The organism is Streptomyces sp. SA15 (genome assembly GCF_002291145.1).
GTDB lineage: Bacteria > Actinomycetota > Actinomycetes > Streptomycetales > Streptomycetaceae > Streptomyces.
The window spans coordinates 47895-60135 of the sequence record NZ_NTGE01000116.1 but is presented as its reverse complement, the minus strand read 5'-3'; the positions used below and the strand labels follow the sequence as shown (position 1 = coordinate 60135).

Genomic DNA, 12241 nt, shown 5'->3' with positions numbered 1-12241 from the left:
ACTCCGCTATTAGCCATGAGCGGCGTACGCCGCCCGTAGGAAACGGTCATGCCCTCGACCTGTTCGGCGAGCGGTACCGGGGGCAGTGCGGGGAACGGCGCGCCCTTGGTGTAGATCGCGATCACAGACCGCCTCGGGGCCAGTTGCCGATCGGAGGGGCCAACTACCGATCGCCGTCACAACCGTACCGGGGGGAGAACTCTCCCTGCCGGGCGCCGAACTCTATCCACAGGCAATCCGATCGAAGGTGATCTCAGACGTCGTGACCCGCACGGCGATCATCCCTGTGAGGAGCCCCGTCCATGTCCCAGACCCTTGCCACTGCGCCGCTCGCCCCGATGACCCCGAACGCGGTGATGCTTGCCTTCAAGTTCATCCAGTCGGTTCAGGCGGGTGACGCCTACACGGCCCGCATGCTCGCGGGCGCCGAGCCGCAGCTGCGCAAGCTGCTCCTAGATGATCAATTCCAAAGGATGCCTGCGGAGGGTGTGGGGTGGGCGGCGGCCGAAGCCACCGCGAGACGGTCAGGCGGCGGGCTGCCGGCCGTGGTTGTCGAGGTGGCAGCGGGCGGTCAGGCGTCAGAGTCGACTTCGGGGTGCGTGAACCGCACGGGCTTGCCCAGCGACCGGGCGTAGGCGATTTCGGCTCGGGTGCTGTCTCCGATGTAGTCGCCGACTACCAGCACCTCATCAGCGAGCCGGATCTTCGCCCGGTGTAGATCGTCGAGTCGAACCTTCAGCGCCTCGGCCTCGACAGGATCGGACCAAAGTTCGTGCGGCGACTTCATGTCACAGCCCGGTTTGACGACAATCTTTCCGGCTTTGGTCTCCCGCAGATCGGCCTCGGTCATCTCGGTCATGAAGCGGGTGGAGCCGCAGATCACGACGATACGCGGGAGGCTCAACAGCTTCTTCGCGTCGGCGAGCTTCTCCTCGGGGGTGAGCAGTTGCGGGTATGACACTGGTTCCTCCTGGTGGTGTGGTCCAAGGGGTGCCTGCGGAGACGAGAACGAGGGTGTCCAAGATCGTTTTGTGACGAACGACGTGGACACCCTCGCGACAGCACTCTATGCGACGACCGACGACATGCTGAAGGAGCATCCCGACCTGGCGCCGTGGCGCCCGCCGGTCGGCATTACGCCCCGCCTGAGCGATGCCGAACTGGTCACCCTCGCCACGATGCAGGCCATACTCGGCTACACCTCCGAGGCCAAATGGCTCCGCCATGCCCGTGCCCACCTGCGCCACCTCTTCCCCTACCTGCCCCAGCAGCCCGGCTACAACAAGCGGCTGCGCAAGGCCGCAACCAGGATCGCGCTCGACATAGGAATCCAGGCGGCTCCTCGGCGGTGTGCCACGGCTTCGACTCCGCTGTGTCAGTCCCTCCCTCTACGGTTTGCCCATGACTCCTGAGATGTGGGATCGGTTAAGTCCCTTTCGTGACGAGGCGATCGCGCAGGGCGTACCCGCCGACGACATAGAGCGGTGGTTGGCCACCGCCCGCCCCTGCGCGACGCTGACGCGGGACGGGGACGGGCCGGTCGTGGGCCAGTTCGGCGGTCCGCTCCTGCTTCCGGCCGATACCCCGGACCCCGCCCACCCCTTCGTCGCTTCCCTCGACCTCGCGGCCCTGCCCGCCGACGCGACGGACCTGCCGCTGCCTCCCGACGGCCAGCTGCTGCTCTTCGCCTTCCCCGAGGACGACGGCGATGACGACACCATGGGCAGCGTGGTGTACATCCCCCCTCGGCACGGCCGTAGCCGAACGGGACAAGCACGCTTGGAACTCCTTCGACTGGGACGACTACGAAGCGATGTTCGCGGAGTTCCCGGAGGGTCCGCTGCGGGCGACGGCCAATGTGTCGCTGCCCCACCACAAGTCGGTCATACAGCCCGGCATGCCATGGGGCGGGCCGCATCCCGGGCATACCCGCTCCGAGGAACTCGTCGCGGTCTGGAAGAGCACCCGTGCGGACATCGCCCCCGAGGGGCCGCTGCAGATCGGAGGATACGCCGATGAGGAGACCATCGACACCGACCCGGTCGCCGTTGGCGTGTCCAGGGCCGTGAAAGCGGCGGACGCGGGCCGGTGGGACGAACAAGTTTCGGATGACGTCTCGGACTGGGTGCTCCTGGCCGACTGGCTTGCCGGCATGGACGTACAAGGCTGGGAGAGCGCCACAGTCCACTGGGTGATCCAGCGCGAGGACCTGGCCGCACGGCGCTTCGACCGTGCGTTCACCTCGGCCTTCTGGAATCCCTGAGTGCTCTGGGGGGGGCATACACCGGCCGATGCCCGCGTGCTTGGCGAGCCGCTCGAACGATATCCGCCCGTCCGTGTGCAACGCGCCCAGGATGCGCAGGTCCGCGTCCTTGAACCGGACTCCCCTGACCGACGGCTGCCGGAGGTTTCACCAAGCCGACCGGGCTGATCTCACCACTCGCCGGTTCACAGGACGGTTACGGCTCTGGGCGGACAACAGGAGGCCGGCGCGGTGCGATCGGAGCCATGCGTCGAGTGGTTCCATCGCGTGGTTCAACCGTCTGGACTCGTCCAGATCGCGGCGTGCCGGCAAGTCCCTCTCGTTCTCCGCGAAGTATGGGAACGCGTTACCGGCCGTGACCGCCGTCCAGAACGGCAGGGATCGAAACTGGTCCCACGCGAACGGTCGGTAATGCACTGTTTCTCCGATGACGTCGGAGATCAGCGCCGCGAGTTCAGCTCCACTGGCATGGGCTCCAGCGACGCTCACGGTCCGTCCGATGTGGACATCCGGATTCCGGAAGACGGCGAACGCGGTCCGGCCCATGTCTTCGGCTGCGATGAGGGCCAGTTTGCTGTCGGCCATCGGCAGGCGGAGTTCCTTTGGGCTGGCCGACGGCTGCCAAGCCGGATGACGGCTCCGCGTAAGTGGACTCCGGCCAGGTAGCCGGCCGGAGTCTCGTCGGGTGGCGAGTCCGCGCCATTCCGGGTCTTCGATCTTGAGCGGTGATCCTGCTCAGGGTCTCTGACGTTCGTTACGCTCGGTGAGGGCATTTGGTGGCTGCTGCCGGGGCCGCAGGCGCGCCGGGATCCCAGGGCACCACACGGCCATGGTCCCCTTTCCGTGACTACGGGTACAGCTTCTCGCCCTTCGCCAGCATCGCTACGTACTTCTCGATCCGGCGCGCCCGGGTCTCGCGCTTCTTGGCGTCTTGGACGCGGTACAGGATCGCGTAGCGGTTCTGGCGGTCCAGTGTCTCGAAGAACTCCGCCGCGGCCGGTTCGGCGGTCAGGGCCGCCGCGAGGTCGTCCGGCACCGTGGCGCTCTTCGCACCGTCGTAGGCCGCCTCCCAGCGGCCGTCCGCCTTGGCGCGGTCGACCTCGGCCTGCCCCGGCGGACGCATCCGGCCCTGCTCGATCAGGGCGGCCGCCTTGTCCCGGTTGACCTTGGACCACTTGCTGCGCGGCTTGCGCGGGGTGAACCGCTGGAGCCACCACTGGTCGTCGAACTTGCCCTTCTGGCCGTCGATCCAGCCGTAGCAGAGTGCCACGTCGAGCGCCTGGGCGTAGTCCAGCGCGACGATTCCGGGGCCCTTCTTACGAAGCTTGAGCCAGATGCCCGGCGAGACGGCGTGGTTCTCACCGAGCCATGCCTCGAACGCCTCGGCGGATTCGAATGCGACGGTCTCCAAGTCCTGAGTCACCCCAGCAGCGAACCACACCCGGCCGATTGTCATGACGCATTCGGGCACGGCCCCGGATGCAGGATGCCCGTGGACCTGCGTGATCATCTCTGTTCTCGACACAGAACGATCATGCAGGAGCCACGAGCTTGCTCATCGATACGACGTTGCTGCTCGACCTCGACGGGGTGTCCGTCGCGCGGGTTGAGCGGCTGGCCGACGGAAGGCGCCGAGTTCACCTGGTCACGGGCCGACGAGAGGGCCAGGGCCTGCCCGGCCTGCGGGGTTTTCGCCACCCGGGTGAAGGGCTCGGCGGTGACCCGGCCGCGCGATCTCCCTTACGGCGAGAGCGGATTGGAGTTCCGCTGGCACAAGCGCCGCTGGTGGTGCCGCGAGGCCGACTGCCCTCGCCGGTCCTTCACCGAGCAGATCCCGCAGATCCCGGCCGGTGCCAGACTGACCGCCCGGCTGCGGGGTGCGGCCGGGCGCCGCATACGGGATGCCGGCTCCACGGTCATCCAGGCCGCGCGGGATCTGCATCTGTCCTGGCCGACCGTGATGGAAGCCTTCCGCACGCAAGCCCGCGACGTCACTGCGGCACCTCTGCCGCAGGTCGCAGTCCTGGGCATCGACGAGACCCGGCGCGGACGGCCCCGCTGGGAACGGGATGCGGATACCGGCAAGTGGCGCCTGACCCAGGACCGGTGGCACACCGGCTTCGTCGACGCCCTCGGTCACGGCGGGCTGCTCGGACAGGTCGAGGGCCGCACCACCGCCGAGACCCGCGGCCGGCGCGGACGGGCGAGCGACCCGGAGTGGAAGGCCAGACGGCGGCTTCTGCGCAACCGCGAGGACCTCATCGACGACCAGTTCGCCACGATGTGGAACACGCTCCTGGGCGAGGGGAAGATCGGGCAAACACTGTTGACGGCCTGGATAGCCAAGGAGAACCTGCGCACCCTCCTCGCCCTGGCCCGCACCGGAGCCGACCGCCACCAAGTCGGCCACGCCCGCTGGAAGTTCCTCACCTGGTGCGCGGACTCCGACATCCCCGAAGTCCGCCAGTTCGCCACCACCGTCGACCGCTGGTGGCCCGAGATCGCCGCGTTCATCGACACCGGACACAGCAACGCCAAGAGCGAAGGGATCAACCGCGTGATCAAGCTCGTCGCCCGCAACGCGTTCGGCTTCCGCAACGCCGACAACCAGCGGCTGCGGACACGCTGCGTCACCACCCGCCGAGCCCGCCCGGCCGGGTACTCGACCTGCAGATCCGGCAGGCCGGACGGCGAGGCCTGTCCGACCGTTTCTCCGGTGTGCCGGGCGACTTCTTCCATGAGGTACCCAGCGCGGATCTCTACCTTCTCAAGACCGTGCTCCACGACTGGGACGACGAGCGGTGTACGACGATCCTGCGCAACTGCCGCTCTGCGGCGCGCGAAGGCGGGCGCGCCCTGGTCGTGGAAATGCTCGTCGACCGCGAGATCGGCAAGCCCGACTTTGCCACCATTGCGGACGTGACCATGCTCTGCGTCACGGGCGGCATCGAACGAGACCTGGACGAGTTCGACGCTCTCTTCGCTGCTACCTACTGGCGCCGCGGCAGAACCTACCCCGTCGGCGGCGGCTACCACGCCATGGAACTCGAGGCTATCTGACCAACCGGACCACTCCCCAGGGGACGCCTTCTGAGGAGATGAGCGACTCTGTAATCGAGTCGATGAATTTCAGGAAAATTACATGTCAACAATTCTCATTACCGGTGCCAATCGGGGCATTGGCTACGAGACGGCGCGAGCACTCATTGCCGAGGGTCACACCGTATGGCTGGGCTGTCGGGACAAGGCCCGAGGGGAGCGCGCCGCCGACGAGCTGGGCGGGCAATTCCTATTGCTCGACGTCACCGACGACGCCTCTGCCCAAGCTGCCGCCGCAACCATCGGCCAACTGGACGTACTGGTCAACAACGCAGGCCTGCTGGAGCCGCCGACACACATCGGAGACCTCACGTCCGACCTCGTGCACCAGATTTTCGACACGAATGTCTTCTGTGTCGTCCGCGTCACGACAACCTTTCTGCCTCTCCTGGGGGAGTCGACGCAGCCTACGGTGGTCAACGTGACCAGCAGCATTGGCTCGTTGACCAAATCGGCCGATCCGAACGACGAATTCACCGCCTACCCGCAGGATGTGTACCGCGCTTCCAAGGCGGCTCTCAATATGTTCACCGTCCAGTACGCCAAGGCATACCCCGCTGTGCGGATCAATTGTGTCGATCCGGGTTTGACCGCAACCGACATGATGGGTGGTCAAGTGGGCCAGCCGGTGGCCCAAGCAGCTGCGGTCGTCGCCAGGGTTGCTCTCCTTGGCCCCGACGGCCCGACCGGGCAGTTTCTCGGTGCCGACGGCGTCGTCCCGTGGTGACGGTGAGCGCGAAGCCCAGGGGGCCCATCACCGAGACCATCGACCGCTTCGTCGACAGTTTCAACACCCGGAACCTCGACCTCGCCATGTCCTTCTTCGCCGAGGACGCCGAGTACCTTCCCGGCGACGGCACCACCCACCGTGGACCCACACAGATCCGCGCCGCGTTCGTGCCGATCTTCTCGGGGAAGTTCGGCCTGGTCACCTTCGACGAACACGACCGGCTCATCGACGAACCGCAGCGTCGCGCGGCCATCCGCTGGACCTGCCGCCTCGATCTGGCGCCCCAGCACACCCGCGGCGCCACCTCGGCGCTGCGCTGGGCCCTCCGCGCCCGCTACGGCAGCCGGATGCGCTGGGAAGGAACCGACATCTTCCACTTCGACGAGGAGCTTCGCATCACCGGCAAGTACACCTAGTGCTCTGACCGTGAAGGTTCGCCGGGTCGGCGGTTAGAACGGTTGGACGTGCGGTGACGTCCGTTGCGACGCATGTGAGTGGTCGCGGGCGGCCACCGCGACCGCCTCGATGCCGTCCGCGTCCGCCACGGCCACAGTGCCAATGCGGCCGCTTCCTGACGCGCCTGGAAAAAAGTTGCGGGCCGCTGTCGATCCGGCCACGTCCCGTTCGACGTCATGATGTGCGGCGCCTCGCCGCACGATGACGCGACAGGACCTGACGAGGACAGACGTGGATCAACTGCTGAGAGTCATGAACTTCAACGTCTCGAGTGACGGCATCGGTGCCGGTGAGCACCAGAGTCTCGAGCGGCCGTTCGGCCACGACCATCCCGAGAGGCTCTTCGCCTGGGCCGGAGCCACGGCGAGCTGGCCCATGCGCACGGATCCCGGGGGGAGCCGGGGCCTCGACGACTACTTCACGCGAGACTTCGCACGCAACATCGGTGCCGAGATCATGGGCCGCAACAAGTTCGGCCCCCAGCGCGGGCCCTGGCAGGACCATGAGTGGCGCGGCTGGTGGGGGGAGGAGCCCCCGTTCCGCACTCCGGTGTTCGTCATGACTCACCACGAGCGTCCGTCGTTCACGCTCTCCGACACCACGTTCCACTTCGTCGACGACGACCCGGCCACGATCCTCGAACGTGCGCGGGAAGCGGCGCAAGGCCAGGACGTCCGACTCGGCGGAGGGGTCACCACCATCCGGCAGTTCCTTGATGCCGACCTCGTCGACACCATGCATGTGGCGGTCTCGCCGGCAAAGCTCGGGTCCGGACTACGGCTCTGGGAGTCCCCCGATGAGCTGCTCGACCGGTTCCACCTGGAGGTCGTGCGCAGCCCGAGCGGCGTGACGCACCACCTGTTCTGGCGAAGGTGACGCGAGGGCCCACTTGAGTTCAGGCCGCGGTAGCGAGGGGGCGTCCACCCCATCGGATGCCCTTCTCGATGCGGATGCGGGCGCGTTCCTTGCGCTGGGCGGCGAGTACGTCGGGGTGACGGGCGTTGGCGTTGCGCCAGCGCAGGCAGCGGTGCAGGGCCTGGGTCTGCGCGGGATGGCTGAGGTGGTGGGAGTTGGCCAGGGTGAACTGCCGCAGTGGGCCGAAGCGGGCCTCGATCGGGTTGGCCCAGGAGGCGTAGGTCGGGGTGAAGCACAGCTCGGCCTTGTTCCTCTTCGCCCAGCGGCGGATGTCGGCGCCGGTGTGGGCGGAGAGGTTGTCCAGGATGATGTAGATCGGGGCGCCGTCGGGTCGGGCGGTGCGGATCGACTTCAGCGCGGCCAGGGTGTTGGCGGTGCCCTTGCGGCGGCGGTTTACGCCCCACAGCCGGTCGTCGCCGACGGAGTAGCAGCCGTGGAAGTAGGTGACGCCGTGGGTGCGGCGGTAGGTCGCCGGCAGCCGGTTTGGCTTGCCCTGCTTGGCCCAGCAGGAGCCCGCAGTGGGGCGGATTCCCAGGGGCCCGAACTCGTCGAAGGCGAAGACTCGGTCGGGGAAGCGGTCCAGCACCTGCTCGATGCGGGTGAGCTTGGCGTCGCGTTCGGGGTCGGGTGATTCCTTCCAGGTCTTGGTGCGCTGGAAGGTGATGCCGCGGCGCACCAGCAGGCACCGTAAGGCTTCCCGGCCGATACGGATGACGCGTCCGTGCACTTTCCGCAGGTAGACGGCGAGTTTGCGGATCGACCAGCGGGTGAAGGGCTGGCCGAGCCTGGTGGGGCGGGTGGTGGCCGTCTGGATGACGAAGTCCTCGTCGTCAGGGGTGAGCAGGCGGGGACGGCCTCCCGCCCATCGAGGGTCCAGGCAGGCCAGGCCGATCTCGTTGAACCGGTGGATCACTTCACGCACGTTGTCCTCGTCGGCTTGCACCAGCTGGGCGATCACCGGCACCCGGTTCCCGCCAGCCGAGGCCAGCAGCATCATCGCGCGCCGGTAACGCACCGAACTCGTGCTCCCCCGCCGCACGATCTGCTGTAGCTTCTGCCCCTCCTGGTCAGTCAGTCTGCGCACACGGACAGGCTCAGCCACCGGGCCTCCAGCGGTGGAACGGACGTCACCGCTCATCCAATCGCTCCAACCGCTAACCCGGCGAACCTACGCGGTCACAGCGCTAGGCGAGTTTCCGTCGGCCCATCATGCTCAAGGGTGACCGCTGACGCCTGCTCCATGTACTCCATGACCTCCCTTGAGGGGATCAGGGGTCAGTTGGCCTGGGACGCGCCGACATGGAACTCGTCCTCTTGAGCGTGACGCACGAAGCTCCTTGCCCGTTGCGATGGTGTCAACTACCGTACGGAGCAAGGAGCTTCGCCGCCATCATCCGCCTCAAGGCCGCAGCCGTTCAGGCGGTGGTTCCCCTCGCCGACGGAGAGGGGAACCTCGCACGCGGCCTACGCGGCCAAGGCATGGGCCCGGAACACGGTCTCAGTCGATCGTCGCTTCGATGATCGAGTAGGGAGTCGGCGTCGACACGACCCTGTCGATGCTGATACCGGCGGCGTTCAGCAGCGACTCGTACTCCGACCGGGTGCGTTCCTTCCCGGAGCCCATGGCGAGCATGGTGAGGTCGATCGTCTTGGCCACGTGCGGCTCGTCGCCGTCCGGCATCACAGCCTCGACGATCAGCACCCGAGCACCCGGCCCACCCGCCTTGGCCGCTGACTGGAGCAGGCTGACGGCGGCGGCGTCCGGCGAATGGCACCGCTGTTCGCCGTGGACCACGGCGACGGCGTCCGGCGACCGAACCACTTGCGCCTCGAACAGCTCATGCACGCGTAAAGGCCCTGCCCCAGCAGCCATACATCCTCCGCCCCGATACCGGCTGAATGATCGTCCCGTTGGTCCGCTGTCCCCCGTTCCCGGGCGGCCGACGTCGCCGGATGACCAGGACCGGGGGAGGATCGTCACCACCGCCGGGTCTCGGCGAAGAAGTCCGGCACGGCAACGGTCGTGCCGGCCGTGCGGGCGCGGCGGTGGACGAACGCGCCGACGGCGAGGTCGAGGATGCCGAGCCCGAACGGCGAGAAGATCACCGGCCTGTCCGGCGGCACGGACACGGCGCCCGTCAGGACTCCGGCGAGCGTGCCGGTCACGAAGTCCCGCCCCCCTGTCGCCTGCTCCGCCAGGTGCGGCGAGGTGTCGGCCTTCATGCAGTGCTCGACGTCGTCGAAGACGTTGGACGCCGTCAGGATCACCTCGGGGGCGAGGTCACGCAGCGACAGGTTGAGGACGACCTGCTCCGGCTCGAAGTGGGTGTGGACATAGGGACGGCCCGCCGTGGTGGCGAAGATCACCGTGTCGGCCTTCAGAGCTGTACCGAGGTCGTCGGTGAACTCGGCGCGCTCCCCCAGGGCGCTGCGCAGGTGGCCGACGAGGGCCTGCCCGGACGTCTCGTCCACGTCGTGCACGAGGTAGGAGGCGGGGCGGCAGCCGGCCTCGCGCAGGTACCGGCACACATTGCGGGCGATGACGCCGGCACCGACGACCGCGATGCGGGTTCCCTCGTACCCGCCGGGGCGCAGGGCCTGTGCCGCCACGGCAGCCGAGGCCGCCGTCCGTGCGGCGCTGATCTGCGCGGCCTCCATGCAGGCGATGGGATATCCGGTCTCGTAGTTGTTGAGGATCAGCACGGCCGAGGCACGCGGTATGGACTTGCAGGTATTGGCCGGGAAGCTCGAGATCCATTTGATACCCGCGAGTTGGACATCCGCGCCGAGGAACGCAGGCAGCGCGATGATCCGCGCATCCGGCTTTTCCGGGAAGCGGAGAAAGCAGCTGTCGGGGTTCACCGACTCGCCGGCCTCGTGCTGAAGGTACGTCTGCCGCACGAGCGCCATGACACCGGTCCGGTTGTTGTTCAAGATCTCGTTGACCACGGGTCCGGGAACCAGGTCGAAGTCGAACACGCGGACTTTCCTTTCCAGGAGTCAGAGGATCGGCTGAAGGGCCTGCGGGCCGAAGTGGTCGACCACCCAGTCGTCGTTGTAGACCGTCTCCAGGTAGCGCTCGCCCATGTCGGGTGAGATGCAGATCGACTGCAGGGAGCGCCCGGCATCGTGCCGGTTGAGCCAGGTGTGTGCCCCGCCGACGACGGTTCCCGTGGAACCGCCGAAGAGCATTCCGCGTGCGGAGAGGGTGCGGCACATGCGGACGGCGTCGTTCTCCGGCACATGGACCACATCGTCGAACAGACTGGAATCGAGCATGGGCGGCCGCACTCCCGCCCCCAGCCCCGGAATGTGCCGGGGCGCCGCCGGGGCGCCGAAGCTCACCGACCCCACGGCGTCGACCGCGACGACCTGGGCGCTGCTCCCCGCGTCTCGGAAGTAGCGCACGCATCCCATCGCGGTACCGGAGGTGCCCACGCCGATGAACACGACGTCCACGTCGGGGAAGCGTTTGAGTATCTCGGGCGCGGTCGTCTCGTAATGCGCTCTCCAGTTCTCGTCGTTGGAGTACTGGTTCAGCCAGACATGGCGGCTGTCCTCGGTGCACAGGCGGCGCACCAGGTCCAGCCGCGCTCTGAGGAAGCCGCCCTCGGGGTGCGGCTCGTCGACCACGAGAACGGTGGTGCCCAGGGCCCGCATGGTGGCGGCGGTGAGCTGATTGCACCGGCGGTCCGTGACACAGGTGAAGTTGAGTCCCTTGCTCGCCGCGATGGCGCTGAGGGCCACACCGAGGTTCCCGGAGGAGGATTCGATGAGCACGGTGTCCTCGGTGATCAGGGCGACACGTTCGGCCGCGGCGACCATGGAGGCGGCCGCCTTCATCTTGATCGAGCCGCCGAAGTTCAGCCCCTCGCACTTCACATAGAGCTCGCGTCCCAGCACCGGACGCAGGTCGACATACAGATCGGAGCCGAACAGCTCTTGCGGTGACGTGATGATGGTCATGGATGTTCACCTCGGGCCGCGGGCCCCAGTTCCCCGTCCACTACCGGCCCGGCAGTTGTGCAGGTGCGCCGGGCACCGGCTCGGCCGGGTCGTGCCCCTGATGGACCTGCCTGTTCGCACCGTCCACGTGCACCACCTTCGGCTGGTGGCGGTGCAGTTCGGACTCGTGGACCTGGGTGTAGGTGATGATGATGACCAGATCCCCGGGAAGCACCAGGTGCGCGGCCGCACCGTTGACGCCGATCACGCCGGAGCCGGGTTCGCCCGCGATCGCGTAGGTCTCCAGCCGGGCGCCGTTGGTGATGTCGACGACCTGGACCTTCTCGTTCTCCACGATGTCCGCCGCCTTCATCAGGTCGGAGTCGATCGTCAGCGAGCCGACGTAGTGCAGGTCGGCTTGGGTCACGGTGGCACGGTGGATCTTGCCGTTCATCAAGGTGCGCTGCATGAGGTGCCTCGGTTTCGGATCTCGGCCGGTCGTGTCGGCATCGTGTGCGGCATCCACGCCCGTGTGGCTGCCGCCGGGCATGCCGTTGCGCCGGGGCGGCGGGCGACGCAACGGCATGCGCGGTCAGGGCGGTGAGGAATCAGTCCCCCATGGCGCGGATCAGGCTCTTGGGACGCATGTCGGTCCAGTTCTCCTCGACGTAATCGAGGCAGGACTGCCGGTCCGCCTCGCCGTGCGCGACGGTCCAGCCCTCCGGAACGTCCGCGAAAGTGGGCCAGAGGGAGTGCTGGCCCTCGTCGTTGACCAGGACGTAGAACGAGCCGTCCTCGTCGTCGAACGGATTGGTCATGGTTGCTCCTTGGTC

General features: G+C 67.4%; 14 protein-coding genes and 2 pseudogenes. 7 read left to right on the top strand and 9 right to left on the bottom strand.

The features are described from left to right. Positions 1-571: 571 nt before the first annotated feature. A complete protein-coding gene (locus tag CLM62_RS27555) occupies positions 572-961 on the bottom strand; it encodes a hypothetical protein (protein WP_095752614.1) in 390 nt (129 codons plus the stop codon). A 70-nt stretch (positions 962-1031) separates the two neighbouring features. Between CLM62_RS27555 and CLM62_RS27550 the strand changes: the two are divergent. Together CLM62_RS27550 and CLM62_RS27545 are read left to right on the top strand one after the other, a co-directional pair. Further along, positions 1032-1313 (top strand): annotated as a pseudogene (locus CLM62_RS27550) (IS982 family transposase); the annotation flags it as partial. A 395-nt stretch (positions 1314-1708) separates the two neighbouring features. After that, positions 1709-2263, top strand: coding sequence for a YwqG family protein (locus tag CLM62_RS27545; protein WP_257004115.1), 555 nt, complete (start codon positions 1709-1711; stop codon positions 2261-2263). Positions 2264-2410: 147 nt separating this feature from the next. Here the strand turns inward: CLM62_RS27545 and CLM62_RS27540 are convergent, their stop codons facing one another. Both CLM62_RS27540 and CLM62_RS27535 read right to left on the bottom strand, forming a co-directional pair. Then, entirely contained in the window at positions 2411-2848 is a 438-nt protein-coding gene (locus tag CLM62_RS27540) for an NmrA family NAD(P)-binding protein (RefSeq protein WP_095752613.1), read from the bottom strand. Between the two features lie 262 nt (positions 2849-3110). Continuing rightward, complete coding sequence (locus CLM62_RS27535; RefSeq protein ID WP_179382252.1) at positions 3111-3719, bottom strand: YdeI family protein; 609 nt, start codon at positions 3717-3719, stop codon at positions 3111-3113. A 30-nt stretch (positions 3720-3749) separates the two neighbouring features. On the opposite strand from CLM62_RS27535, the pseudogene CLM62_RS27530 reads away from it, so the two are divergent. The 5 genes and pseudogenes from CLM62_RS27530 to CLM62_RS27510 all read left to right on the top strand — a co-directional run. Then, positions 3750-4871, top strand: a pseudogene (locus CLM62_RS27530) (transposase); the annotation flags it as partial. Beyond that, positions 4754-5323, top strand: coding sequence for a methyltransferase (locus CLM62_RS51910; protein WP_257004124.1), 570 nt, complete (start codon positions 4754-4756; stop codon positions 5321-5323). The pseudogene CLM62_RS27530 and the gene CLM62_RS51910, both read left to right, overlap by 118 nt. An 82-nt stretch (positions 5324-5405) precedes the next feature. Continuing rightward, positions 5406-6089 carry an SDR family NAD(P)-dependent oxidoreductase gene (locus CLM62_RS27520; protein ID WP_095752612.1) on the top strand — a complete coding sequence of 228 codons (684 nt, stop codon included), beginning with the start codon at positions 5406-5408 and terminating at the stop codon, positions 6087-6089. Between the two features lie 2 nt (positions 6090-6091). Next, positions 6092-6508, top strand: a complete 417-nt coding sequence (locus tag CLM62_RS27515; RefSeq protein ID WP_218835626.1) for a nuclear transport factor 2 family protein — start codon at positions 6092-6094, stop codon at positions 6506-6508. A gap of 271 nt (positions 6509-6779) precedes the next feature. Then, the gene (locus CLM62_RS27510) at positions 6780-7424 is read left to right on the top strand and encodes a dihydrofolate reductase family protein (protein ID WP_095752611.1); all 645 of its coding nucleotides are present in this window, start codon (positions 6780-6782) and stop codon (positions 7422-7424) included. 19 nt (positions 7425-7443) lie between these two features. Here CLM62_RS27510 and CLM62_RS27505 read toward each other — a convergent pair whose 3' ends face one another. The 6 genes from CLM62_RS27505 to CLM62_RS27480 form a co-directional block, all read right to left on the bottom strand. Then, positions 7444-8565 carry an IS630 family transposase gene (locus CLM62_RS27505; protein WP_306457938.1) on the bottom strand — a complete coding sequence of 374 codons (1122 nt, stop codon included), beginning with the start codon at positions 8563-8565 and terminating at the stop codon, positions 7444-7446. Positions 8566-8961: 396 nt separating this feature from the next. Beyond that, entirely contained in the window at positions 8962-9309 is a 348-nt protein-coding gene (locus tag CLM62_RS27500; protein WP_179382251.1) for a methyltransferase, read from the bottom strand. A gap of 131 nt (positions 9310-9440) precedes the next feature. Next, a complete protein-coding gene (sbnB, locus tag CLM62_RS27495; RefSeq protein WP_095752608.1) occupies positions 9441-10442 on the bottom strand; it encodes a 2,3-diaminopropionate biosynthesis protein SbnB in 1002 nt (333 codons plus the stop codon). Between the two features lie 21 nt (positions 10443-10463). Further along, a complete protein-coding gene (gene sbnA, locus CLM62_RS27490; protein WP_095752607.1) occupies positions 10464-11429 on the bottom strand; it encodes a 2,3-diaminopropionate biosynthesis protein SbnA in 966 nt (321 codons plus the stop codon). Between the two features lie 40 nt (positions 11430-11469). Continuing rightward, positions 11470-11877 carry an aspartate 1-decarboxylase gene (gene panD, locus CLM62_RS27485; RefSeq protein WP_095752606.1) on the bottom strand — a complete coding sequence of 136 codons (408 nt, stop codon included), beginning with the start codon at positions 11875-11877 and terminating at the stop codon, positions 11470-11472. Positions 11878-12016: 139 nt separating this feature from the next. Next, positions 12017-12226, bottom strand: coding sequence for an MbtH family protein (locus CLM62_RS27480; protein WP_095752605.1), 210 nt, complete (start codon positions 12224-12226; stop codon positions 12017-12019). Positions 12227-12241 lie beyond the last annotated feature (15 nt).